Origin of the sequence: Catellatospora sp. NPDC049609 (assembly GCF_040675365.1) — a bacterium.
Taxonomy (GTDB): domain Bacteria; phylum Actinomycetota; class Actinomycetes; order Mycobacteriales; family Micromonosporaceae; genus Catellatospora.
The window spans coordinates 21,651-46,198 of record NZ_JBFAOU010000012.1 but is presented as its reverse complement, the minus strand read 5'-3'; the positions used below and the strand labels follow the sequence as shown (position 1 = coordinate 46,198).

At 74.5% G+C, this 24,548-nt stretch carries 20 protein-coding genes; 7 read left to right on the top strand and 13 right to left on the bottom strand.

Features of this window, described 5'->3' with window-relative positions:
- Position 1: 1 nt before the first annotated feature.
- Positions 2 to 964 carry a hypothetical protein gene (locus AB0J67_RS05790; protein WP_363476657.1) on the top strand — a complete coding sequence of 321 codons (963 nt, stop codon included), beginning with the start codon at positions 2 to 4 and terminating at the stop codon, positions 962 to 964.
- Positions 965 to 1,102: 138 nt separating this feature from the next.
- On the opposite strand, the gene AB0J67_RS05785 is transcribed toward AB0J67_RS05790, so the two are convergent.
- Both AB0J67_RS05785 and fabG read right to left on the bottom strand, forming a co-directional pair.
- Entirely contained in the window at positions 1,103 to 2,959 is a 1,857-nt protein-coding gene (locus AB0J67_RS05785; protein WP_363476655.1) for a long-chain fatty acid--CoA ligase, read from the bottom strand.
- Positions 2,960 to 3,049: 90 nt separating this feature from the next.
- Entirely contained in the window at positions 3,050 to 3,811 is a 762-nt protein-coding gene (fabG, locus tag AB0J67_RS05780; RefSeq protein WP_363476653.1) for a 3-oxoacyl-ACP reductase FabG, read from the bottom strand.
- A 185-nt stretch (positions 3,812 to 3,996) separates the two neighbouring features.
- Between fabG and AB0J67_RS05775 the strand changes: the two genes are divergently transcribed.
- Genes AB0J67_RS05775 through AB0J67_RS05765 form a run of 3 tightly spaced genes read left to right on the top strand, consistent with a single transcriptional unit; the run spans position 3,997 to position 8,497 of the window.
- Positions 3,997 to 5,148 (top strand): CaiB/BaiF CoA-transferase family protein, encoded by a 1,152-nt coding sequence (locus AB0J67_RS05775; protein WP_363476651.1) that lies wholly within the window; start codon positions 3,997 to 3,999, stop codon positions 5,146 to 5,148.
- Entirely contained in the window at positions 5,145 to 6,350 is a 1,206-nt protein-coding gene (locus tag AB0J67_RS05770) for an acetyl-CoA C-acetyltransferase (RefSeq protein WP_363476649.1), read from the top strand. Before AB0J67_RS05775 ends, AB0J67_RS05770 begins: the two co-directional genes overlap by 4 nt.
- Positions 6,351 to 6,361: 11 nt before the next feature.
- Positions 6,362 to 8,497: a 3-hydroxyacyl-CoA dehydrogenase NAD-binding domain-containing protein gene (locus AB0J67_RS05765; RefSeq protein ID WP_363476647.1), complete on the top strand. Its 2,136-nt coding sequence runs from the start codon at positions 6,362 to 6,364 to the stop codon at positions 8,495 to 8,497.
- 448 nt (positions 8,498 to 8,945) lie between these two features.
- On the opposite strand, the gene AB0J67_RS05760 is transcribed toward AB0J67_RS05765, so the two are convergent.
- From AB0J67_RS05760 to AB0J67_RS05745, 4 genes are all read right to left on the bottom strand, one after another.
- Complete coding sequence (locus tag AB0J67_RS05760; RefSeq protein ID WP_363476645.1) at positions 8,946 to 9,431, bottom strand: GNAT family N-acetyltransferase; 486 nt, start codon at positions 9,429 to 9,431, stop codon at positions 8,946 to 8,948.
- 127 nt (positions 9,432 to 9,558) lie between these two features.
- Positions 9,559 to 10,308: a hypothetical protein gene (locus tag AB0J67_RS05755; RefSeq protein WP_363476643.1), complete on the bottom strand. Its 750-nt coding sequence runs from the start codon at positions 10,306 to 10,308 to the stop codon at positions 9,559 to 9,561.
- A 183-nt stretch (positions 10,309 to 10,491) separates the two neighbouring features.
- The gene (locus AB0J67_RS05750; protein ID WP_363476641.1) at positions 10,492 to 10,815 is read right to left on the bottom strand and encodes a hypothetical protein; all 324 of its coding nucleotides are present in this window, start codon (positions 10,813 to 10,815) and stop codon (positions 10,492 to 10,494) included.
- Positions 10,816 to 11,000: 185 nt separating this feature from the next.
- Positions 11,001 to 11,921, bottom strand: a complete 921-nt coding sequence (locus AB0J67_RS05745; RefSeq protein ID WP_363476639.1) for a sulfotransferase domain-containing protein — start codon at positions 11,919 to 11,921, stop codon at positions 11,001 to 11,003.
- A gap of 108 nt (positions 11,922 to 12,029) precedes the next feature.
- On the opposite strand from AB0J67_RS05745, the gene AB0J67_RS05740 reads away from it, so the two are divergent.
- Entirely contained in the window at positions 12,030 to 12,962 is a 933-nt protein-coding gene (locus AB0J67_RS05740) for an LLM class F420-dependent oxidoreductase (RefSeq protein WP_363476637.1), read from the top strand.
- 50 nt (positions 12,963 to 13,012) lie between these two features.
- Here AB0J67_RS05740 and AB0J67_RS05735 read toward each other — a convergent pair whose 3' ends face one another.
- The 4 genes from AB0J67_RS05735 to AB0J67_RS05720 all read right to left on the bottom strand — a co-directional run bounded on the left by AB0J67_RS05735 (position 13,013) and on the right by AB0J67_RS05720 (position 16,492).
- Positions 13,013 to 13,921 (bottom strand): ADP-ribosylglycohydrolase family protein, encoded by a 909-nt coding sequence (locus AB0J67_RS05735; RefSeq protein ID WP_363476635.1) that lies wholly within the window; start codon positions 13,919 to 13,921, stop codon positions 13,013 to 13,015.
- Positions 13,922 to 14,046: 125 nt separating this feature from the next.
- A complete protein-coding gene (locus AB0J67_RS05730) occupies positions 14,047 to 14,982 on the bottom strand; it encodes a GIY-YIG nuclease family protein (RefSeq protein ID WP_363476633.1) in 936 nt (311 codons plus the stop codon).
- 65 nt (positions 14,983 to 15,047) lie between these two features.
- The gene (locus AB0J67_RS05725; RefSeq protein WP_363476631.1) at positions 15,048 to 15,578 is read right to left on the bottom strand and encodes a GrpB family protein; all 531 of its coding nucleotides are present in this window, start codon (positions 15,576 to 15,578) and stop codon (positions 15,048 to 15,050) included.
- 98 nt (positions 15,579 to 15,676) lie between these two features.
- Positions 15,677 to 16,492 carry a nucleotidyltransferase domain-containing protein gene (locus tag AB0J67_RS05720; protein WP_363476629.1) on the bottom strand — a complete coding sequence of 272 codons (816 nt, stop codon included), beginning with the start codon at positions 16,490 to 16,492 and terminating at the stop codon, positions 15,677 to 15,679.
- A gap of 205 nt (positions 16,493 to 16,697) precedes the next feature.
- On the opposite strand from AB0J67_RS05720, the gene AB0J67_RS05715 reads away from it, so the two are divergent.
- Positions 16,698 to 18,266, top strand: coding sequence for an MFS transporter (locus AB0J67_RS05715; RefSeq protein WP_363476627.1), 1,569 nt, complete (start codon positions 16,698 to 16,700; stop codon positions 18,264 to 18,266).
- On the opposite strand, the gene AB0J67_RS05710 is transcribed toward AB0J67_RS05715, so the two are convergent.
- Both AB0J67_RS05710 and AB0J67_RS05705 read right to left on the bottom strand, forming a co-directional pair.
- The gene (locus tag AB0J67_RS05710) at positions 18,263 to 20,119 is read right to left on the bottom strand and encodes a hypothetical protein (protein WP_363476625.1); all 1,857 of its coding nucleotides are present in this window, start codon (positions 20,117 to 20,119) and stop codon (positions 18,263 to 18,265) included. The two genes, AB0J67_RS05715 and AB0J67_RS05710, sit on opposite strands and share 4 nt — an antisense overlap.
- Positions 20,116 to 22,413 (bottom strand): glycosyltransferase family 2 protein, encoded by a 2,298-nt coding sequence (locus AB0J67_RS05705; RefSeq protein ID WP_363476624.1) that lies wholly within the window; start codon positions 22,411 to 22,413, stop codon positions 20,116 to 20,118. Before AB0J67_RS05705 ends, AB0J67_RS05710 begins: the two co-directional genes overlap by 4 nt.
- 206 nt (positions 22,414 to 22,619) lie before the next feature.
- On the opposite strand from AB0J67_RS05705, the gene AB0J67_RS05700 reads away from it, so the two are divergent.
- Entirely contained in the window at positions 22,620 to 23,330 is a 711-nt protein-coding gene (locus AB0J67_RS05700; RefSeq protein ID WP_363476622.1) for a hypothetical protein, read from the top strand.
- 103 nt (positions 23,331 to 23,433) lie between these two features.
- Here the strand turns inward: AB0J67_RS05700 and AB0J67_RS05695 are convergent, their stop codons facing one another.
- The gene (locus tag AB0J67_RS05695) at positions 23,434 to 24,426 is read right to left on the bottom strand and encodes a LacI family DNA-binding transcriptional regulator (protein ID WP_363476620.1); all 993 of its coding nucleotides are present in this window, start codon (positions 24,424 to 24,426) and stop codon (positions 23,434 to 23,436) included.
- Positions 24,427 to 24,548 lie beyond the last annotated feature (122 nt).

Below are 24,548 nucleotides of genomic sequence, written 5' to 3'. Positions count from 1 at the left end.
GATGATCCGGCTGACGCGGCGGAAGCTGGTGGTGATCCTGGCCGCCCTCGCGGTGCTGGTCGCGGGCGGCGGCTACGCGATCCACCGGGCGGCGCGGTTCGACCTGGCGGCCACGGCGGCACGGCTCGACGCGCTCACCGTGCGGATCTACGGCTCGGTCGAGGAGCTGCGCGCCAACGAGCTGCTCAACTACCACCGCGTCGAGGGCGGCACCGCGAACTGCATGCGCGAGCGCGGGCAGCCGTACACGCCCGCGCCGTACTTCAGCGGGTACGAGGAGTTCACCGATGCCGACCTCGGCTACGGCACGGGCGGCGCGACCGTGCTCGACTCGGTCACCGAGCACGGCCGCCGCTTCGCGCTCAACGTGATCGCGTCGGCGTACGCCCCGCCGGGCTACGAGTACGGCGTCACCCGGGCGCCCGCTGGGGCCGACCAGGAGCGCTGGGTGGCGGCGGTCAACGCATGCCGGGAGCCGTACGAGCACCGCGACTACCACGACACCGACCGGCCCGCGGGCACGGACGCGCTGGGCGGCCTGCCCGGCCTGTACGAGCGGGTGACCAGGAACCCGCTGGTGCTGGCGTCCTGGCAGCGGTACGAGCCGTGCATGCGTGAGCGAGGCCACGACGTGGACTGGAACCGGCGCGACGACTTCCTGTTCCGCGACTGGGGGCTGCGGGTCGAGGACGCCCCGGCGCGCGAGCGCCCGGCCACGGCCGCCTGGCACGCCGCCGAGAACGAGATGACCAGGGTGTTCACCGACGACGCGGAGTGCCGGATGCCGGCGTACACGGCCGCGATGCGGCTGGTGTCCCGGGGGCTGGACGGCTGGGAGGCCGACCACCGCGCGGAGCTGGACCGGGTGCGCGCCGACTGGCGCCGCCGGGTGGCCGAGGCCGCGCTGCTCACCCCGGAGATCAGGGTCACCGCGACGCCCCGGCCGTCACCGCCCGCGAGCTGAGCCGACCACAGGACGGCCTCGCCGCCCCACACGGCGGCGGAGCCGGCGCGGAGGCGGCCCGGAGGCGGACTCGCCACGGCCACAACGTTAAGAAGGGCACCTTCTGCTACGCATGGCGTTAAGAAGGTGCCCTTCCTTTCAGTCGTACATGGCGGCGATGGTGGGGGCGTGGTTGCGTTCGACGGCGGCGCGGCGGACCTTCATGCTCGGGGTCAGCTCGCCCTCGGCGAGGGAGAGCTGGCGCGGGAGCACGGTGAACCGCTTGACGGTCTGCCAGCGCTGCAGCGTCGCGTTGACCTCGGCGACGTAGCCGCCGATCAGGGCGTGCACCTCGGATGAGACGCAGACGTCGGCGTAGGGGCGGCCGGGCAGGCCGTGCGCGGCGGCCCAGGCCAGGATCGCGGGCTCGTCGAGGGTGATCAGCGCGCTGCAGTACTGGCGGCCGTCGCCGACCACGATGATGTCCGCGACGTACGGGCACACCGCCTTGAAGCGGCTCTCGATCTCGATGGGGGCCACGTACTTGCCGCCCGAGGTCTTGATCAGCTCCTTGATCCGGCCGGTGATGCGCAGGTAGCCGTCGGGCGTCAGCTCGCCGGAGTCGCCGGTGTGGAACCAGCCGTCGGCGTCGAGCACCTGCGCGGTCTGCTCGGGCAGGTGGTGGTAGCGCATGAGCCCCGGACCGCGCAGCAGGATCTCGCCCAGGTCGCTGATGCGCACCTCCAGGCCGGGCAGCGGCTTGCCGACCAGGCCGGTGCGGTACTCGTACACCGCGATGGTGGCCCCGGCGCAGGTCTCGGTGAGGCCGTAGCCCTCCAGGATGTTCACCCCGGCGCCGCCGAAGAACCCGGCGATCTCCGGCGACAGCGGCGCGCTGCCGGACAGGCAGCCGCGCAGGCGCCCGCCGAACGCGGCGCGCACGCCCCGGTAGACGAGCAGGTCGGCGAGCGCGTGCCGGAGCTTGAGCCCGAGCGGGACCAGGGGTTTCCCGGTCTCCATGCCGCCGCCGCGGGCCGCGCCCCGCTCCTGCGCGACGCGGGTGTACTCGCGGGCGACCCGGGCCGCCCACCGGAAGACCGCGTCGTACGTCCTGCCCTTCGCGCGGGCGTCGGCGGCCAGGGCGATGTAGACCTTCTCGAACACGCGCGGCACCGCCGCGGTCACGGTCGGCCTGATCAGGCGCAGGTTGTCGGCGAACCGTTCCAGCCGCCCGTCCACCGCCATCGCGTACCCGGCGGTGATCTGGTTGTTGAGCTGGCTCTTGCCGAACGCGTGCGCCATCGGCAGCCACAGGTACTCCAGGTCGTCGGCGCGCGCGCCGTCCAGCGCGACCGTCGCCACCGACTGGTACGTCCAGCAGTCGTGCACCAGGCGTACGCCCTTGGGCCGGCCGGTGGTGCCCGAGGTGTAGATCAGCGTGGCCAGGTGCTCGCGCTCGATGCCCTCGATCGTCCTCAGCACGGCCGCCGGGTCGTGGGCCAGCAGCCGCGCCCCGGCCGCCTCCAGCTCCGCGAGGCTGAGCACCCCGTCCTGCCCGACCTCCTCGAAGGTGATCACGGCGGTCAGCTCGGGCAGCCGCTCGCGCTGCCCGGCCACCTTGGCCAGCTGCGCCGCGTCCTCGGCGAACAGCACCCGGCTGCCCGAGTCGGCGAGGATGTACGCCGTCTCGTCGGCGTCGGTGCTCGGGTAGACGGTCGTGGTCGCCGCTCCGGCGCACAGGATGCCGAGGTCGGCGAGGATCCACTCGACACGGGTGCCGGCGGCTATCGCCACCCGGTCCTCCGGGCGTACGCCCAGGCTGATCAGGCCGGCCGCGATCGCCATGACCCGCTGCCCGGTCTGGCCCCAGGTCAGCGACTCCCAGTGCTCGCCGCCACCGGCGGACGGGCGGGGGAAGCGGTACGCCTCGGCGTCGGCGCTGTCGCGGATGCGCGCCAGGAACAGGTGCGCCACCGACGCGGGCCGGGCGGCGATGAGTGCGGCGGTATCGGTCATGGGTCACCTCGGGGACGGAGCGGGGGGAGGGTTCGCCACCGGTCAGGGCGGCCTTGGTCGGGTCGGCGACTCGGCGCCGCAACGGCCGGGTCAGCCCTGCGGGCCGCCGGCGACGTAGAGGACCTGTCCGTTGACGAAGCCCGCACCCTCGCTCACCAGGAACGATACGGCGTGCGCGATGTCCTCGGGGCGGCCCGCCCGGCGCACCGGCAGCTGCGCGGCCAGCGTCACCTGCAGCTCGCCGAAGTCGACGCCCATCCGCTCGGCGGTGGCCCGGGTCATGTCGGTGACGACGAACCCCGGCGCGATCGCGTTCGCCGTGATGCCGAACCGGCCCAGCTCGATCGCCAGGGTCTTGGTGAAGCCCTGCAGGCCGGCCTTGGCCGCGGAGTAGTTGACCTGGCCCCGGTTGCCCAGCGCCGAGGTCGAGGAGAGGTTCACGATCCGGCCGAAGCGGGCCTGCGTCATGTGCCGCTGGGCGGCGCGGGTCATCAGGAACGCGCCGCGCAGGTGCACGTCCATGACGGTGTCCCAGTCGTCCTCGCTCATCTTGAAGATCAGGTTGTCGCGCAGCACGCCCGCGTTGTTGACCAGCACCACCGGCGGGCCCAGCTCGTCGGCGACCCGGGCCACCGCCTGCTCGACCTGTGCCGGGTCGGCGACGTCCGCGCCCACCGCCAGGGCCCGGCCGCCCACCGCCGCGATCTGGTCGGCCACGGGCTTCGCGTCGGCCTCGGTCAGGTCCAGCACGGCCACGGCCAGGCCGTCGGCGGCCAGGCGGCGGGCGGTGGCGGCGCCGATGCCGCGGGCGCCCCCGGTGATGAGGGCGACGCGCCCGGTGCTCGATGACATGGGGTTCCTCCTGGGATTTCGACGACGAGGCCATCCAACGGCGGCCACCGGTGCCGGGCATCAGTAGGACCACTGGTGGCCTCACCGGTCCCCTCCGGAATCCATGGACTGCGTGCTCAGGGCCTGCCTAGATTCCGCCGTGGGCGCCGGAACCGGGCGCCTTCTTCGCACCTGTTAGGAGATCCATGGGACCGTTACACGGCCTGAAAGTGATCGAGTTGGGTGGTCAGGGGCCGGGGCCGTTCGGGGCCATGTTCCTCGCCGACCTCGGGGCCGAGGTGATCCGCATCGACCGTCCCGCGGAGGTCGGCAAGGCGGCCGGCGACCCGGTGCTGCGGCGCGGCCGCCGCTCCGTCGCGGTCGACCTGAAGCACCCGCGCGGCGTCGCGGTCGCCAAGGCGCTGATCGACCGGACCGACGTGCTGATCGAGGGCTACCGGCCCGGCGTCACCGAGCGGCTCGGCCTCGGCCCGGACGTCTTCACCACGAGCAACCCGCGCCTGGTGTACGCCCGGATGACCGGCTGGGGCCAGGACGGGCCGCTGGCCCGGGTCGCCGGGCACGACGTGAACTACTCCGCGCTGGCCGGCGTGATCGGCGCGATCGGGCGGCCGGGCACCGGCCCGGTGATCCCGATCAACCTGATCGCCGACTTCGGCGGCGGCGGCATGCTGCTCGCCGTCGGCGTGCTGGCGGCGCTGCACTCGCGCGCCCACACCGGAAAAGGCCAGGTCGTCGACGTGGCCATGGTGGACGGTGCCGCCGCGCTGCTCGGCAGCTTCTACGCCGCCGCCGCGATGGGGCTGTGGACCGAGCCGGGCACCAACCCGCTCGACGGCGGGGCGTACTTCTACGACACGTACGAGACCGCCGACGGCGGGCACGTCGCGTTCGGCGCGATCGAGCCGCAGTTTCACCGGGCGATGCTGGAGACCCTGGGGCTGGACCCGGCCGACTTCGCGGGCCAGGAGGACCGGACCCGCTGGCCGGCCCGCAAGAAGCAGATCGCCGACGTGGTACGCCGCCGCACCCGCGACGAGTGGGTCGCCCGGTTCGATGGCGTAGACGCCTGCTTCTCCCCCGTGCTGACGCTGGCCGAGGTGCCCCGGCACCCGCACCACGTGGCGCGCGGCGGGTTCGTCGAGATCGACGGCCTCGTGCAGCCCGCCCCCGCGCCGCGCTTCGGCGGCACCCCCGCGGCCCGCCCGGCGGGCGTCGCGCCGACCGGCGGCGCCACCCGGCAGGTGCTGGCCGAGCACGGCTTCGCCGACGCCGACATCGAGCAGCTGCTCGCCTCCGGCGCGATCGGCGCCACTCCACGAAAGGACTCGCTGTGACCACAGAGGCATACGTCTACGAGGCGGTCCGCACCCCGCGCGGGCGCGGCAAGCACACCGGGGCGCTGCACGGCGTCAAGCCGATCTCCCTGCTCACCGGCCTGATCGACGAGCTGCGCCGGCGCCACCCGGGGCTGGACCCGGCCGCGATCGACGACATCGTGCTCGGCTCGGTGATGCCCGTCGGCGACCAGGGCGGCAACATCGCCAAGGCGGCCGCGCTGGCCGCGGGCCTGCCCGACACGGTCTGCGGCGTGCAGCTCAACCGGTACTGCTCGTCCGGCCTGGAGGCGGTCAACACCGCCGCGGCGCGGGTGCGCTCCGGCTGGGACAGCCTGATCATCGCCGGTGGCGTGGAGTCGATGTCGCGGGTGCCGATGGGCGCCGACGGCGGCCCGTGGGCGTTCGACCCGGAGACGGCGCGGGTCGCCCAGTTCGTCCCGCAGGGCATCGGCGCGGACCTGATCGCCACCGTGGACGGCTTCAGCCGCGACGACGTCGACGCGTACGCCCTGCAGTCGCAGCAGCGGGCCGCGGCGGCCTGGTCCGGCGGCTACTTCGCCAAGTCCGTGGTGCCGGTGGTGGACCGCGGCGTGCCGGTGCTCGACCACGACGAGCTGGTCCGCCCCGACGCGTCGATGGCGGCGCTGGCCAAGCTGCCCGCGTCGTTCGCCGCGATGGGGTCCCTCTACGACCCGGTCGCGCTGCAGAAGTACCACTGGATCGAGCGGATCGAGCACGTGCACACCGCCGGCAACTCCTCCGGCATCGTCGACGGCGCGGCGATGGTGCTGGTCGGCAGCGAGGAGGCGGGCCGCCGGCTGGGGCTGACCCCCCGCGCGCGGATCGTCGCCGCGGCGCTGACCGGCAGCGAGCCGGTCATCATGCTCACCGGCCCGGCCCCGGCCACCCGCAAGGTGCTCGACATGGCCGGGCTGACCGTCGACGACATCGACATCTTCGAGCTCAACGAGGCCTTCGCCTCCGTCGTGCTGCGCTTCGTCAAGGAGCTGGACCTGCCGATGGAGAAGGTCAACGTCAACGGCGGCGCCATCGCGATGGGACACCCCATGGGCGCCACCGGCGCCATGCTCGTCGGCACCGTGGTGGACGAGCTGGAACGCAGGCAGGCCCGCCGGGCGCTGGTGACGCTGTGCGTCGGCGGCGGCATGGGCATCGCGACCATCATCGAGCGGATCTGAGAGGCAACCCCATGTTCGACTGGGCACAGAGCGCCGACGGCATCGTCACGCTCACCATGGACGACCCGGCCCACGCCGTGAACACCATGAACGAGACGTTCATCCGCGGCCTGATCGCGACGCTGGACCGGCTGGAGGCCGAGCGGGAGACGGTCCAGGGCGTCATCCTCACCTCGGCGAAGCAGAGCTTCTTCGCCGGCGGCGACCTGAGGTCGATGCTCGCCGAGCGCGACCCGGTGCACCTGACCTGGGCCACCGACATCATGAAGGCGCAGCTGCGGCGCCTGGAGAAGCTGGGCCGGCCGGTGGTCGCCGCGGTCAACGGCGCCGCGCTGGGCGGCGGCCTGGAGATCGCGCTCGCCTGCCACCACCGCGTCGTGCTGGACCGCGGGGACGTCCGGCTCGGCCTGCCCGAGATCACCCTCGGCATCATCCCGGGCGCGGGCGGCGTGACGCGCACCGTACGCATGCTCGGCCTGTCCGACGCGCTGACCAAGGTGCTGCTGGAGGGCCGCGCCTTCCGCCCGGCGCAGGCGCTGGAAATCGGCCTGGTGGACGAGCTCGCCACCGGCCCGGACGAGCTGCTCGCCAAGGCGCGGGCCTGGATCGCGGCGAACCCGGACGCGGCGCAGCCGTGGGACGTCAAGGGCTACCGCAACCCCGGCGGGGACCCGAAGTCGCTCGCCTTCGCCAACAACGTGATCATCCCGATCACCGCGACGTTGCGCGGCCGTAGCCGCAACACCCCGTTCCTGGCCCCGCAGCAGCTGCTGTCGACCGCGGTCGAGGGCACCCAGGTCGACGTCGACACCGCGCTGAAGATCGAGACGCGGTACTTCGCCGACCTGGTCTGCGGCCAGATCGCGAAGAACATGATGCAGGCGTTCCACTTCGACATGCAGCACATCACCAAGGGCCGGGCGCGCCCGGCGGGCTTCCCACGGCGTCCGGTCACCCGGGTGGTGGTGCTGGGCGCGGGCATGATGGGCGCGGGCATCGCGTACCGCTGCGCCAAGGCGGGCATCGAGGTGGTGCTCAAGGACGTCACCCTGGACGCCGCGCAGCGCGGGAAGGAGTACTCCCGCAAGGTGATGACCCGGGCGAAGGTGTCCCCGGACAAGCAGGAGGAGCTGCTCGCCCGGATCACGCCGACGGACCGGGCCGCCGACGCCCTCGGCGCGGACCTGATGATCGAGGCGGTGTTCGAGGACACCGACCTGAAGAAGCAGGTCTTCGCGGACATCGAGCCGCACCTGGCGCCCGACGCGCTGCTCGGCTCGAACACCTCGACGCTGCCCATCTCGGGCCTGGCTGACGGGGTGACCCGGCCGGAGGACTTCATCGGCCTGCACTTCTTCTCGCCGGTCGACAAGATGCAGCTACTGGAGATCATCGTCGGGGAGAAGACCTCGGACGCGGCGCTGGCGCGGGCGGTCGACTTCGCGGCCCAGATCGGCAAGACGCCGATCGTGGTCGGCGACAGCCGGGGCTTCTTCACCAGCCGCGTGATCGGCACCTTCATCAACGAGGCGGTGCGGATGGTGGCCGAGGGCGTCGCCGCGGCCTCCATCGAGCAGGCGGGTCTGCAGGCGGGCTACCCCACCGCGCCGCTCGCGCTCAGCGACGAGATCAACATGAAGCTGGGCCAGAAGGTGCGCAACGAGTACCGCCGGGCGCACGAGGCGGCCGGCGGCACCTGGGTCGAGCTGCCGCACTTCACGGTCGGGGACCGGATGGTCGACGAGTTCGGCCGGCCGGGCCGGCTGGAGGGCGCGGGCTTCTACGACTACGCCGACGGCAGGCGGACCGGACTGTGGCCGGGCCTGAAGGACGCCTTCGGTGGCGGGACGACGCACCTGCCGTTCGCCGACATGGTGGAGCGGATGCTGTTCGCCGAGGCGATCGAATCGGTGAAGTGCCTGGACGAGGGCGTGCTGCGCTCGGTGCCCGAGGCGAACATCGGCTCGATCGTCGGCATCGGCTTCCCGGCCTGGACCGGCGGCGTGCTGCAGTACGTCAACCAGTACGACGGCGGGTTGTCCGGTTTCGTGGCGCGTGCCCGGGAGCTGGCCGAGCGCTACGGCGAGCGGTTCGAGCCGCCGGCGTCGCTGGTCGAGCGCGCCGCCCGCGGCGAGGTCTACGCCTAGACCGGCAGGCCCTGGATCGGCGGGAGCGGGTCCGGGGCACCGGCCTTCGCCGTCCCCGTCGACAGTGCGGCCGGCGGTCGCTCACCCCCGTTAGCGACCGCCGGCCTTTTCACTGTCCGGGTGGACGCCGTCCCCCAACGGCATCTGTCCACCCATCCCCCTGTGCACTTCGCTCGGCGCCTCCTGACGGAACATCTCCGTCCGGGCCGGCCCGCTGGGACCCCTGGGGCCTTCATCGAGCGTCGCGCCACTGGGGATCACGCTACGTCGGCCGACCGGCCCCCGTCCAGGGCAAACTCAAGATTTTTTCACTGAACGTAATCGGCCCTCTACGCTCCGCACTTGCCGGTGATCGCGGATTTCGCACCGCCGCGCCCATCCGGAGTGCGCGATTCGCACCAAATGCCGCTCCCGCGCCACCGGAACGCGTCCCGGTGGGCGGTTTCGCCTAGAGGCGCTGGTACATCACGTGCAGCCCGACGCGGCCGTGCACCGGATGCGCGAACGCCTCCGGCACCGTGGCGAGGATCTCGAAGCCGATGGCCTGCCACAGGTGCACCGCCGCCGCGTTGGTCTCCACCACCGCGTTGAACTGGATCCCGTGGTACCCAGCCGCCCGCGCCCACTCGATCATGTGCGTGCCGAGCGCCCGGCCCACGCCGCGCCCGCCGTGCGCCGGGTCGACCATGAAGCTGGCGGTCGCGATGTGCGCGCCGCGACCCGGGCGGTTCGGCCCCATCTTGGCCGAGCCGAGCACGGTGTCCCCGTCGGCGGCGACCACGGTGCGCCCCGGCGGCTGCTCCATCCACCACGGCCGGGCCTGGTCGGGATCCATGCCCTCCGGGAACGCGTACGTCTCCCCCGCCTCGACGATCTGCCGGAAGAACGGGTAGATCCGCGGCCAGTCCTGGGCGGTCGCCTCACGAATGATCATGCCGGGACCCTACCGGCCCCCGCCGCGTCCGCGCGACGCCGTTACCGGCCGCCGACCGCAGCTCCACCTCGCTGCCCGCGCGATGGAGCCCCGGTCGGCGGCACCGCGTCCGCGGGACACGAGCGGCTCACTCCTGCGGGGCGAGGCCGTCGCCGGCCGGGTCGGCCGGGTTCAGCCGGCGGGTCGCCCGGCGGGCGCGCATCTGCGCGGTGTGCGCGGCGGCCCGCAGCGACTGCGCCGCGGCCGTCGCCGCCTCGGTCGCCAGCCACGCCTGCTTCTCCGTCTCGGAGGCCCGGCGGTACGCGGTGCGCAGCGAGGCCCGCGCCATCTTCGACAGCATCGCCTCCTGCTCGATCGGGTGGCGGCGCGGGTCCCAGCCCTCGCGGTGCGCCAGCGCGTCGCTCAGCTCCAGCGCGGACAGGCGGTTGTGCGAGCACGCCGACATCGCCGAGCGGTGCAGGTAGCGCTCGCGGAACGCGTACTCGGCGGGGGTCTGCGGGGTGCGCGGCAGGGGCAGCGCGGACGCCGTCAGCACCCGGCGCGCCTGCGAGTCGGCCTCGTCGTAGTTCTGCCAGGCGCGCTCGGCCACCTCCTGCGCGGCCAGCCACTCCTCGCGGCGGCGCCGGGCCGCCGCGGCGGCGCGCTCGGCTGCGGCGGTCGCCTCGCGGGCCTTGCGGACCAGCGTCTGGGCGTGCGCGGTCAGCAGCTCCTGCTGCCGCTGCAGCAGCTCGGGCGCGGGCGCCGGGGCCTGCGGCTCGGACTGGCGGGTGTACGCGGCCAGCACGCCGATCGACGCGACGGCCAGCAGGGCGAGCACGGACCAGGCCAGCAGGGCGCTGGGCAGGTCACGCACGAAGATGTCCAGGACGACGTTCATGAGCAACACCTCGGGGTGGCTGAGGGGTGGGCGCGACGAGATGTGTCGCGAAGGCGGAAGGGTGTTCGCGGCGCACGGGCAGGGAGCCTACGAAGCTGCGCCGACCGGCGGGCATACCGGTGTCATCACCGGAAAGCGCCGGGACGAAACCGGCGGAATGCCGCGGAACTCGGCTGTCGGGTGTTACCGCACCGGCGGCGCGCGGCAGCCCTGCGCCCCGGGATGGGCCGGGTCGAGCGGCGCCGCGACGGCCGGAAGCGGCCGGGCGGCCTCGACGGCGGCGACACATCCGATGTGGACGGCGGCGGCCGGGCGGGCGGACGGTGCCCGCTCCTCCTCGACCCGCGCGGTGACGGCGGACTGCTCGGCGCGCGGCTGCGGGGCGGGCTCGGCGGCACGGGCCGCGGCCGGCGCCAGCAGCAGGCTCATCAGCGCCAGCGCGGTCAGCAGCCGTGCGGAAAGGCGCGCGACCCACCGGATTGGACCGGTGAGCGCGCTGAATGTCACGAAACGAAAACTACCCCTTCCGGGCGACCGTCGCATCCGGAGTGATCGACGCCACACTCAGGTGCCGCCCGGCTGCGCGACCGAATATCGATGGCCACGGTCGGATGCTGCGGCGGGACTGCGGATTCCGGCCGCAGACCGCGATCTCCGACCGCTGCCCGTCCGCCTCAACGGGCAGGTCCCCGCTAGTCGGCGGGGTAGCCCAGCCGCTCCGCCAGGTCGCCGTACCGCGCGCGGAAGGCCTTGCGGTGCCGCTCGGTGAAGTAGTTGCGCCAGTCGCCCGGGACGCCCTTGCGGTAGTGGTTCATCTCGTCCGCCTCGCCGGGCCGCCGGTCGGAGTACGACAGCCGGGTGAAGGTGTGGTAGCCCACCGCGAGCGGCACGTACGACGCCGGCAGCCGGCGCAGCCGGGGCGCGGGCAGCACGCGCCGCAGCCGGGCGGTGCCGGGCTCGGCCCGCAGCGCGCCCAGGCGCCACTTCACCGCCGCGGTGCGGATCCACCCGCCGACGGTCCGCTGCGGGACCAGCAGCCCGTAGTGCTCGAAGATCCGGGTCCACACCGCCACCTGGTCGCCGATCTGGTCCTCCATGCGCAGCTCGAGGACCTCCGGCTGGTGGTAGTCCCAGGTGTCCATGTGGTCGAGGAAGTACCCGCTGAACTCGATCTCCTCCAGCAGCCCGTCCGCGACGTCCAGCTCCAGCAGGCGCGCCCGGTGGCCGATCAGCTCGTGCCAGGTCACCCCCAGCGCCTGCACGGCGTGGGTGTTGCGGTGGCTGAAGTATCCCGAGACCACGATGTCGCGCGGGTCGCGGATGACGTTGACGGTGCGCCGGGGCGGCAGCGTCGCGTAGTGCCGCTGCTGGATGTTGGTCAGCGACAGCAGGTCGACCCGCTCCTGCCTGACCAGCTCGGCGAGCGAGCCGTACGGCGCCCACTGCTCGGGCGCGATGACGGTGACCATGTTCAGGCCGAGGACGGCGGCGGCCTCCCGCAGGATGGCGCGGGACCAGCTGGACGCGGCCTTGTGGCGGCCGGAGTAGACGAGCAGCACGCGGCGGACCCCCTGGACCGTTCCGGCGCCGCCGGGCTCCGGGCGGCCCGGCATCGAGACTCATCGAAGACGCCATCTTGCAACATTCTTAACTGACAGACAAGCGACAGCCGGTACGCGGTCCCCGCCTGGCCGGGACGGGCGGGGATCTAGGCTCGGACCATGGAGTTGCGCGTCTTCACCGAGCCCCAGCAGGGCGCGTCGTACGAACAGCTGCTCGCGGTGGCCCGCTGCGCCGAGGACGCCGGGTACGGCGCGTTCTTCCGGTCCGATCACTACCTGAAGATGGGCGACGTCAGCGGCCTGCCGGGGCCGACCGACGCCTGGATCACGCTGGCCGGGCTGGCCCGCGACACCCGCCGGATCCGGCTCGGCACGCTGATGACCGCGGCGACGTTCCGGTTCCCCGGGCCGCTGGCGATCAGCGTGGCGCAGGTCGACGCGATGAGCGGCGGCCGCGTCGAGCTGGGGCTGGGCGCGGGCTGGTTCACCGAGGAGCACGAGGCGTACGGCATCCCGTTCCCCGAGGTCGGCGAGCGCTTCGACCGGCTGGGCGAGCAGCTGCAGATCATCCAGGGCTTGTGGAGCACGCCCGCCGGGGGCAGCTTCGACTTCCACGGCAAGCACTACACGCTGACCCGCTCCCCCGCGCTGCCCAAGCCCGCGCAGCAGCCGCACCCGCCGATCCTGCTCGGCGGCGGCGGCAAGCGGCGCACCCCGGTGCTCGCGGCCCGGTTCGCCGACGAGTTCAACATGCCGTTCGCGAGCGTCGAGGACAGCGCGGCCCAGTTCGGCCGCGTCCGGACGGCCTGCGCGCGGGCCGGGCGCGATCCCGGCACGCTGCGGCTGTCCAACGCACTGGTGCTGTGCTGCGGGCGCACCCCGGCCGAGGTGAGACGGCGCGCGGCCGCCATCGGCCGGGCCGAGGACGAGCTGCGGGCCAACGGCCTGGCCGGTTCCCCGGCCGAGATCGTCGACAAGATCGGCCGGTACGCCGCGATCGGCGCGGAACGGATCTACCTGCAGACCCTCGACCTGACCGACCTCGACCACCTGGAGCTGGTCGCCACGGAGGTCGCCCCCCAGCTGCGGTGATCGAGGCCCCGCCCGGCGGTGCGGGCGGCGCACCGATCACGGTCGCGGCGTCAGCCCGCCCAGGCGGGCAGGGGTTCCCGCGACGCCAGCCACTGCGCGGGGATACCCGCGATCCCGGTGTACGCGGCCACGACGCCGCCCACGATCGCGGCGGTGGTGTCCACGTCCCCGCCCGCCTCGACGCAGGTGCGGATCGCCGCCGGGTAGTCGTGCAGCAGCCGCGCCGCGACCCAGATGGTGAACGGCACGGTGTCCTGGGCGGTGATCGCGGCGCCGTTGCCCAGCTCGTACGCGGCCTCGGCGGCGGGCAGGTGCAGCATCCGGCGCGCCCGGCCGAGCCCGCGGTGCACCCGGCCCGGCGGGGTGAGCGCCCGCACCGCGTCGATGAACGGGCCCGGCTTGGGCCGGGTGCCGGACAGCCGCCCGGCGCAGGCCTGACCGGCCGCGACGGCCACGGCGACCGCCCCGGCGACCCCCTCCGGGTGGGCATGGGTGACCATCGCCGAGGCGACGGCCTCCTCGGCCGCCCGGCGCGGATCGTCCGGGAAGTACGCCCCCACCGGCGCGACCCGCATCGCGGCACCGTTGCCGCACGAGCCCTGCCCCTCGAACGCCTCGGTCGCGGCCTGCTGCCAGGACGCGGGGCCGCGCACCCGCCGCAGGATCACGAACGCGCCCACGCCGTACCCGCGGTGGGGCTCGCAGCGCTGCGCGAACGCCTCGGCGAGCCGGTCCGGGTCGATCCGCCCGGCCTCGTTCAGCATCCAGGTGACCGAGCAGGCCATCTCGGTGTCGTCGGTCCACTCCCAGACCGGCGGCGGGACGACGCCCGCCACGAGGTCGGCGACCCTGCGCCCGACCATGAAGTACTGCGCTCCCAGCGCGTCCCCGACGGACAACCCCGCCAGGCTCTCGGCGGCGAATCCACGCCGCGTCTTGTCATGTAGGACGAACCTCATCGTGCGTCGATCCTGACCCGCCCCACCCACCCCGGCAACCCCATTAAGGCAAGGAAGGGCACCTTCTTAACGCCCTGCGTAGAGGAAGGGCACCTTCTTAACGCGCCGTTGCTCGGCGCGCCAGGTCACGATCCGCGCGCCGGTCGGCCTGCGTGTGCCGCGAGCGTCGCGGCCAGCACGGCGTTGCGCCCGGCGAACTCCCGCCAGGGCGGCGGGGTGGCGTCGAGGTGCTGCTGCGCGGCCCGGGCCGAGCAGGCGCGCTGCCGCCAGTCCCGCATCCGGCCGCCCCGGATGGTGAACGACACCAGCGTGCCCTCATGCCAGCCCGACACGTCGAGGTCGTACGCCGTCGCGACGGTGACCCGCTGCGGCGCGACCGTCCACTCCAGCGCCTCCAGCTCGCCCTGGATGCGCCCGGCCAGCTCGTACGCGGCCTCGTCGGAGGCGGCCTGCCGCCGCCGGACCAGCTCGGCGCGCAACGCCGCGACGGCGGCGGGATCGCGGTCCAGCACCGCGCGCACCGCCCCGACCAGCTCGTCCCGCCGCTCGGGGCCGACGCCGCGGGCGCGGGCCATCTCCCGCTCGGCGACGGTGAGCGCCGCCCCGGTGTAGTGCAGCGGGAACGCCCGGTGCAGCGCCGCGACGGTGGTGCGCGCCCGCTGGCCGCCCAGGTACGGGCCGAACCAGGCGGTGTCCCGGCGCGGCGTGGGCAGGTGCACGACCTTCAGCCCCGGCGTCGCGGCCGAGCTGTCGAGCCGGATGTGCACCGGCGTCTCCAGCCCGCCCGGCACCCGGTTCGCGGGCGGCATCCGGTGCTCCAGCACGTTGCGTTCGAGCCAGGCCGCCTCGTGCTCGGAGTCGCAGACCACGGCCTCGATCCGGGCCACCGCCCGCACCATCCGCGCCAGGTGCGGCCGGTCGCCGAGGTCCCGCCAGTACGAGCCGACCCGGCGGCGCAGGTCCACCGCCCGGCCGGCGTACATGGCACGCCCGCGCGCGTCGCGGAACCGGTACACGCCCGGCTCACGCGGCAGCGCACCGACCGCGGCCCGCACATCCATCCCCACCCACCCGCTTCCACGACAGTTGAGGCGGGTCACCTCGATGACCCGCCACCGGCCCCGCCTCAGCTCCCGCCGGACAGCACGCCCTCGATGAACGGCGCCTTGCCCGCGCGGTAGGCGGGCCGGTCGTGCCGGTCGCGGGCCGCCAGGTCCGCCTTGAGCGCGGCGTACCGCCCGGCCGCGGCCGGGTCGGCGCGCAGCCGGTCACGGAAGGCGAGCCAGGTCGGCCAGCCCGTGGACGCGTGCTCGACCACGTGCAGGTGATGGCTGCGCCGGGCGGCGTCGGGAAAGCAGTACGACCAGCGCCGCAGCTGCTCGTCGGCGGGCTCGGGGGCGTGCGTCCAGCCGATCCGCGCCATCGCCGCCCGGCACGCGGCCGCCTGCCGGTAGTCGGTGACCCTGGCCAGCATGTCGATGATCGGCTTTGCCGCCAGGCCGGGCACCGACGTGCTGCCGATGTGCTCGACCGGCCCGACCAGCACCGGCGCGAGCGCCGCCGCGACCGCGTCCCGCTGCTGCGCGAACAGCTCCGGCCAGCGCGGGTCGTAGGGCACGATCACGATCTCGTCCAGCCGGACCTCGGGAGTCGTCACCCCGATACCGTGCCGCGCCGGGCGGCGCAGGGCAAGCAGCACCGGGCCCCGCCGGGCAGGAGTGCCATGCGGTGGCCAGTACGAGACGTCGTGCTGGATCAGGGAGATGGCGAGCCCGTGGCCGCGTCACCGACCGGCGAGCCCGCGGGCGGGTCACCGACCGCGACCCGCACCCGGTCGAGCAGGTCCGAGGCCGCGTCCAGGTCGGTCAGTGCCGTCTCGGCGCGTTCCCCGAACCCGGCCGGAGCCAGTGGCAGTCGGGCCGCGGACGCGACGAGGCCCTTCTCGTTGATGGTCCAGCGGCCGGCCCGGCCGTGCAGGGCCTGCGCCATCACGCCGACCGCGCGGAACATGCACCCGGCGACGTACACCCGGTCACCCGGCACCTTGCGCGCTCCGGCGATGGAGAACTCCGCCTCCCACAGGCCGCCGACCAGCGCGTCCCCGAGCGGGGCGGGGTAGGTCAGCGTCTGCTCGCGCAGTTCGCCGAGCTCGCCGGTCGGATCGGCGAGCACCCGGCACAGGGCCAGCTCGCCCGCGTAGGCGTGGCTGTAGAAACCGAGCGGGTGGCCGGCCTGGCGCTCCACGGTGTACCGGCCCGCCTGGCAGTCCGCCCACACGGCGCGTACCCGGTCCAGGTCGCGGTAGATCCAGTCGACGGCGCGGCCGTCCACGGTGAGCCAGGCGCCGCCGTCCACCCACGGACCCCAGTCGCCCGGGCCGTAGACGTCATGCTCGGTGGCCACCTCGGCGGCCAGCGCCCGCAGCGCGTCCACGTCGAGCCTGCCGCGGTAGTACACACCGAGGTCGGTGTCGCTGTCGGGACGGTGCTCGCCGCGGGCCCGGCTGCCGCCCAGCACCACGCCGACGACGCCCGGCACGGCGGCCAGCCGCTGCGCGAGACCCTCTGCCACGGCGGCGATGCTACCGGGGCCGGCCACTCGCCGAGGCCGCCGCGTGCCGGATCTTGTGCAGTTCGCGTCGCCCCGACGACACGAACCGCACAAGATCGCCCACACGGAGCGGCAGCCAAAAAGGAGATTGGCGAATTTATGCGACTTATGCCGTCATAGCCTGGTGAGTACGTCCGCACCAGCGCGCCGGCAGAAAGGCGGGAGCATGACGGCCACTCCGGCGGCGTCCGGCACCGCCCCGGCGCGCCAGGCACTCGTGCTCGGCACGCTGATCCTGGTCGCCGCGGTGGCCAACCTCAACCTGTCCGTCGCCAACGTCGCGCTGCCGTCCATCGGCCGGGCGTTCGACTCCTCGCAGACCGCGCTCAACCTGGTCGCGGTCGGCTACTCGCTCGGCCTGGCCGCCTCGGTGCTCTACCTCGGCGCCGTCGGCGACCACTACGGCCGCAAGCTGCTGCTGCTCGTCGGCACCGGCCTGGCGATCCCCGCCAGCCTGCTGGCCGCCTACTCCGTCTCCGACGTCATGCTGGTACTGTCGCGCATCCTGGGCGGCCTCGCCGCCGGCATGGCGTACCCGACCACCCTCGCCCTGATCACCGCCCTGTGGTCGGGGCCGCAGCGGACCCGGGCCATCGCGCTGTGGTCGGCCATCGGCGGGGCCATCTCGGCGACGGGGCCGATGCTGTCCGGCCTGGTGCTGCAGTGGTTCTGGTGGGGCTCGGTCTTCCTGCTCACCCTGCCGCTGGCGCTGGTCGCGCTGTTCCTCGCGTCGCGCAACGTCCCCGCGCACGTCAACGAGACCACCGAACCCGTCGACAACCTCGGCGGCATCCTGTCCGTGCTGCTCGTCGCGGCGCTCGTGCTGGGGCTCAACTTCGCGCCCACGCCCGGCGCCGGGGCGGCCGTGGCCGGGCTGTTCCTGGTCGCCCTGGCCGCCGCCGTCGCGTTCGTGCTGCGCCAGCGCCGCGCCCCGAACCCGCTCTACGACCTGAACGTGGCCTCGCGGCGCACGTTCTGGGTGGCCGCGCTCGCCGGGATCATCGTGTTCGGCTCGCTGATGGGCTCGCTGTTCATCGGCCAGCAGTTCATGCAGAACGTGCTCGGCTACACCACGCTGCAGAGCGGGGCCGCGATCCTGCCCTCGCCGCTGCTGATGACGATGGTCGCGCCGCGCTCGGCCAAGCTGATCGAGCGGTACGGCTCCCGCTTCACCCTGCTGTGCGGGTACGTGTTCCTGCTCGCGGGCTTCCTCACCATGCTGCTGCTGTGGCAGGAGGGCATCCCGTACTGGCGGGTCGCGCTGGCGTACGCGCTGGTCGGCATCGGGATCGGGTTCGCCGGCACGCCCGCCTCGCGCGCGCTCACCAGCTCGGTGCCGGTGCAGCGGGCCGGCATGGCCTCGGGCACCGCCGACCTGCAGCGCGACCTCGGCGGCGCGATCATGCAGTCGCTGCTCGGCGCGCTGCTGACCGCCGGGTACACCAAGTCGTTCGCCACGCAGATCACCGACTCGCCCGAGTCCCAGCAGGTCAGCCAGGCCACCGAGGCGGAGCTGCAGAAGTCCTTCGCCAGCGCCGCGCAGACGGCGCAGCGTTACCCGGAGTACTCGACGCAGATCATCCAGGCGGCGAAGGAGGCGTTCCTGGCGGGCGACCGCTGGGCGTACTCGGCCGCCGCGCTGGCCATCGTGGTCGGCATCGTGCTGGTCTCGCTGGCGTACCCGAAGCACGCCGAGGAGAACCGCCTGCTGGCGTCGTACCAGTCCGGTCCCTAACGCAGGTGCAGCCGGCGGGCCACGGCGCGGGCCAGCTCGCGGGGATGCCACAACTGCTGCAGCAGGCGCACCAGGCGGAAGCTGCGCGAGCCGCGGATGCGGCGCAGCTGCGCCCGCTGCTCCCGGATGTGCCGCTCCCGCACCTGCAACTGCTCGTCGCGCAGCCGCAGCGTCCGGGACAGGGCCCCGATGTGCTCGGACAGCTCCGCGGTGTGCTCGCGCGCCGACGCCGCCACCGTCAGCGCGGTACGCAGATCCGCCGGCGTCGCGGGCACCCCCTCGGCGGCCCGCAGCGCCGCGGCGATCCGCCGCCCCTGCGCCAGGATCTCGGGTCCGGGCGGCTCGCCCGCCGCGTCCAGCCATACCGCGACCAGGTCGTCCGCGCTCATCCACGGCGGCCACGGATGCGGGGCCCCCGCCGCCGCGAGCCGCTCGTGCCAGCGGAACCAGGCCGCGGCCAGCACCTCGCCGGACCCGACCGGCTCGGCCCACGCCCAGCCGAGCACCCCCGGCACCAGCGCGGGCCCGGCGGGCACCAGGTCGTCCAGGCACACCAGCGCGTCCGGCCGCACGGCGTGGTACGCGCGCAGCCACGCCCCGATCTCCGCGGCCAGCACGCGCACCGCGGTCACGTCGCCCGCCGCGGCCTGCCCGCGCAGCAGCCGCTCGACGGTCCCGCCCTCGGGCACCCGCGCCGGAACACCACCGGCGGACACGTACAGCGGCGACACGGCCTCGGCGCGGACGGCCGGCGGCGGCGCGGTCTCCGCGTGGGCAGGTGGCGGCGACGTGGTCTCGACGCGGACAGGCCGCGTGGCCTCGGCGCGGGCGCGCAGCGGCGGGACGGCCGGGTCGGGCACCGCCCGGCCCTGCGGCGGGACGTCCACGTCACCGGTGACCCGCCAGCCGTCCGGCTCGGGGTCCGCCGCGACGACCAGTTCCGCCCCGCCCCGGGTGTAGAGGGCCCGCGCCCGCGCGCCGGACACGGCGAGCCACCGCGCGGGCACCGCGGCCAGCAGCCCGGCACGCACGGCGGACTCGGCCGCCTCGGCGACCGGGCGGAGCAGCGGCATCCCGCTCGCGGCGGCCTCCATGCCCCGAACGGCCGCCCGCGCGGCGAACCCACCGGGGCCGAGCACGGTCGCGGTGTCGAGGATCGTGTGCGGTTCACCGTCCGGCCCGAACGCCGCGTACACCGCGCCGTCGGCGATCCCGGCCTCCGCCAGCGCCGCGGCCAGCGCGCCGGGTGACGCGGGCCGCGCGGCGAGGTCGCCCGTCACCGGTGACGATGTTTCGGGCGGGTCTGCGGGGCGCTGCCCGAATGGGCGGGCGTCAAGCAACCTGACCAGCGAGAACGCGTTCCCGCAGCCGACCACGAAGACGGGTACGCCCACCCTGTCCGGCTCGGTCCGGCACATCCCCGCGGCGTAGCCAGCCAGCAGGCGCAGCCGGTGCGGCCAGGACAGGCCTGGGCCGTCAAGTCCGGGCACGCGGTCGAGTCCGTCGACGGCGAGCACGACGTCGAACGGCGGCTGGTCGACGGGTTCGCCGACGGCGCCCGTACGCAGGTCGACGCTGCCCGGATACGCCGCCGCGGCCGCCTCCCGAGCCTGCCCCGCGTCGCCCACCAGCACGGTGGTGTGGGCGCCACTCCGGGCGACCAGCGCGATCACGTCGGCGGCGTGCGGCCCGGCGAGCAGCACGCGGCCGTGCGGCGGCAGCACGTCGCGCAGCAGGCGTCGCAGCACGGCCCCGGTGCAGGCGGGGCGGGTGTCGTCGGCGTCGCGTGCGGGCGCGGCTCCGGCGACCTCCGCCGGCCGCGTGTCCGCCGGGCCGGGCCGGGTGTCGGTCATGGCGTCCGGCCCCCCGCGCCCCCGTCGTGGACCTCGACCCGCAACCGGTCGGCCAGCGGACGCAGCACCAGCTCGACCCGGCCCGCGCGCAGGGTGACCGCGCTGCGCCCGGCCAGGAATCCGTCCGCGACCACCGGGTACGCCATGCCGTCGGCGGGCTGGGTGAACAGCGTCCACTCGCCGCTGCCGCCGCCGTCGCCCGCGCCGAGCAAGTCCCGCCAGGCCAGGGTCGCGGTCCAGCGGCCGGCGCCGGTGGACACGGTGCACGGCAGGTCCGGGGTGCCCCGCGACGGGCCGGTGCCGCGCCACACCAGGGTCATGCCGTCGGCGGGCACCCACAGCCGTCCCCCGGCCGCGACCGTGCGGTCGTCTCGCAGCGCGGCCTCGTCGGCGAGCAGCCGCGGCGGCCGTTCAGCGAGCACGGCGCGGCCCTCGGCGCCCCGGCCCACCGTGTAGAGGCGGCCGTCGTGCAGGCAGCCGACCGTCTCGTGCAGGCCGGTGGCCAGCAGCGGCCGGCCGCTGGCGGTGATCTGGACGGGCCACACGGTGAGCCCGGTGACCGGGTCGTCGGGCTCCCGGCCGGCGTGCAGCCGGGCCAGTGGCAGCCGGACGGTGAACGCGGTGCCGCCTGCGGCGGGGCGGACCTCGCACGGCAGCGGGCGCGGGCCGCCCCAGCGGCCGGTCAGGTGCAGCCGGGTGCCCGCGTCCGGCGGCAGCCGCCCGGCCAGCACGAGCTGGCCGTCGCGGATGGACGCCGAGGTGAGCCGGCCCGGGTCGCGCTCGTGGCGCAGCAGCAGCCGCCCGTCCGGCGCGGCGTACGGCTGCAGCCAGCCCGTGCCGCTGACCCACGCGCCCGCGGCGGCCTCGGCGTTGCCCGCCCGCAGGTGGCGCAGCACGCCCCGGCGGTGCACCCGGCCGTGCGTCACCTCCACGGCCAGGTGCGCGGCCCGGCCCGGGGTGATCCGGGCCAGCACCGGCCCCGGTATCCGCACCGTGAAGCCGCAGTCGCTGCGCTCGCCGTGCGAGTCCACCGCCACCGACCGCTCGACCGGCAGCGGCGTGCCGGGGTCCTGCCCGCTCAGCAGCGTCACCCGCACCGCGGCCCGCTCGTCCATGCGCAGGTGCCGGATCTCCGCGGTGCCGCTCACCACGAGCTCGCCGTCGCGCCAGTCCACCTCGGTGACGGTGGTGTAGAGGTACAGCGACCGTGCCGTGAGCCGGGCCAGCCGCCGCGGGCCGCCCAGCTCCGGGTAGCGCAGCTCGTACGCCCACGGCACCACCGGCCGGCGCGCCGCCCGGGGAGCGCGGGCCGGGTCGGCCGACTCCCGGAACAGGGCCAGCCGCCGCAGCAGCTCGACGTCGCCGGCCCGCAGCGCGTGGTGGTGCAGCCGGTCCAGCGGGGCCATCGTGGCGACGACCCGGCTGTCGAGCCGGTCGGCCAGCCGCCGGCCGAGCGCGGCGAGCTCGGCGGTGTCCGGCCCGTCGGCCGCACCGAACGCCTCCACGAGCGTGACCAGATCGATCTGGGCGAAGTGGCGGTGCACCGGCGGGCGCAGCTCGGGCGCCTGCGCGTCCACGACGTCGAGCACCAGCTCGGCCGACACGACCCGGTCGCGCAGGTTGGCGTACTCGTACCGCCGCTGGGTGATGGACCCGCCGCCGTCGCGCTCGCGCCAGTAGTAGACCGGCGCGGCCAGGCAGTCCACGGTCACCGCGTCGAGATGCGCCCGCAGCGTGACCGGGTAGTCCTCGTAGCGGATCGCCGGGAAGGCGTAGCCGAACTCCTCCCAGAAGGAGCGGCGGAACACCTTGTTCCACACCATCCGGTCCAGCGCCAGCGCGGGGAAGTCCAGCACGTGGCAGGCGCGCCGGTCGCGGGCGAACGGCACCCGGTGCAGCCACGACTCCCACACCCCGAACGAGCCGTCGAAGCGCCGCGCACCGCCGGCCGCCAGCGACGAGCCGGTGCGGTCCAGCGAGCCGACCAGTGCCTCGTACGCGTGCGCGGGCACCACGTCGTCGCTGTCGACGAAGGTCAGGTACTCCCCCGCGGCCTCGCGGGCGCCGGTGTTGCGGGCCGGGCCGAGGCCCTGGTTCTGCTGGCGGACCAGGCGGAAGCGCGGGTCGGCGGCGCAGAAGCGCTCGGCGATGCCCGCGCTGCCGTCGCGCGAGCCGTCGTCGACGACGATCACCTCCAGCTCGCGCAGGGTCTGGCGGCGCAGCGACTCCAGGCAGTCGCTGATGTACTCGGCGACGTCGAAGAACGGGACGACCACACTGAGCCGCGGTGTCACCCTGCCTCCTCCGGCTCGGCGATCCGCCCCATTATGGGCAGATCGTGAGGAAGTTTTCGGGTGTATGGCTCAGCTGCCGCCCGCTCCGCGCGGCGCCATCGCACCCGGTCGGATCGCCACCCTCAAGACCGCTGCCTCTGATCCGTGCCGTCGCCTGCCGGACGCCGCGGTTTACCGCGCTGTCCGGCAGGCCGCATGATGTGCTGATGGACTCGTGGCAGGACGGCGCGCTCCATGCCGGATTCGAGGAGCGGCTCGACGAGCTGCTGGCCAAGTTCCTCCCGAGGTGGCAAGACCCGTCGCGCCCGCTCGATCCCGACGAGGCTGCGGTGTCGGCCCGCCGACGTCGCGACAAGCGCGCCCTGCTCGCCGCGCAGCTGCGCGAGCAGCGGGCCAGAGCCGTCGAGCTGGCCGAGCCCCTGCTGCACGCGGTCGTGCACGACGAGGACGAGTCCCTCAACCGCCAGCTGGTCGAGCCGCTCGTCGAGGTGGTCGGCCGGCGCCGGGTGCAGACCCACCTGATCCAGACGGTCGCCTGGGGGCATCCGCACCTGAAGGTCTGTGCGGTGCGGGCCTGGCACTGGTCGCAGGTGACGCTGGTGTACGACTCCGACGAGGCGCTGCTGGACGGGCGGCCCACCGCGGCGAGCCGCCTGGCGGACGACCGGGTCGCCGACCTGCGCGGCTGGTATCGGGCGGCCTGCCTGGAGGCTTTCGTCACGACCGAGCACGCGCCCACCCGCGACTGGCTGGCCCGCGGCTTCCTGCTGGACGAGGGCCACTACCTGCCGGACCAGCACCACCTGGTGATCCAGGCCAGGGCGATCGCCGAGGCCGACCCCGGCCGCTACCTGGCCCTGCTCACCCGCACCGAGGACGGCACCAGCCTGGCCTCGTTCCGCTCCGCCGACGACTGAGACGGCGTTCCGCCCGGCCGGACGACCGAAGCGGCGTTCCGCTCCGCCGACGACTGAGGTTGGCGTTCTGCTCCGCTGACAATGGGGGTGGCTGGGCGGGCGGTCAGGCCGGAGCGGGGCCGGTCGAGGCGCGCACCACCAGCTCGGGCTCGAACAGCAGCTCGTCGTCGGGCACCTGCTCGGCGTCGATCTGGCTGATCAGCAGCGCGACCGCGGCCTGCCCCATCGCGACGACCGGCTGGCGCACCGTGGTCAGCGGCGGGTCGGTGAACGCCATCAGCCCCGAGTCGTCGAAGCCCACCACCGAGACGTCGGCCGGCACCTGCTTGCCGAGCCGGCGCACCGCCCGCATGGCGCCGATCGCCAGCACGTCGCTGGCGCAGATCAGCCCGGTCGCGCCCTCGGCGATGAGCCGCGCCGCGGCGGCGTGGCCCTCCTCCATCGTCAGCGCGCCGTGCGCGACGAACTCCGCCGCGCCCGCACGGGCGGTGCGGTACGCGGCGAGCTTGCGGGCCGAGGGCACGTGGTCCGGCGGCCCCAGGACCAGCCCGACCCGCTCGTGGCCCAGCGCCGCGAGGTGGGCGTACGCCTGCTCGACCGCGTGCTCCTCGTCGGTGCACACCCGCGGGAAGCGCAGGCCGTCGGCGGTCGCGTTGATCAGCACCGTGGGCAGGCCCCGCTCGCGCAGCCGGGCGTAGTGCTCGTGCGCGGCCTTGGTCTGCTGGTAGAGGCCGCTGGCGAAGATCACGCCGGAGACGTTCTGCTCCAGCAGGATGTTGACGTACTCCGACTCGGGCACCCCGTCGATCGTGCGGGCGCACAGCACCGGGGTGAACCCGCGCTTGGCCAGCGCCCCCGCCATGACCTCGGCGAACCCGGGGAAGATGGGGTTCTGCATCTCGGGCAGCACGATCCCGACCAGCCGGGCGCGCTCGCCGCGCAGCTTGGTGGGCCGCTCGTAGCCGAGCACGTCGAGCGCGGACAGCACCGCCGCGCGGGTGGCGTCGGAGATGCCGGGCTTGCCGTTGAGCACCCGCGAGACCGTGGCCTCGCTGACCCCCACATGTTTGGCCACCTCGGCCAGCCTCCGCGCCATCGCGCAAGTGTAGAACACTCACATGCAAGCCACTTGCACGCGACGGTCCCGGCCCCGTCGGCAAGGGGACGGCCCCGGCCGGGGAAGGGGACGGTTCCGGTCACGGCCGGGGAAGATCGCTG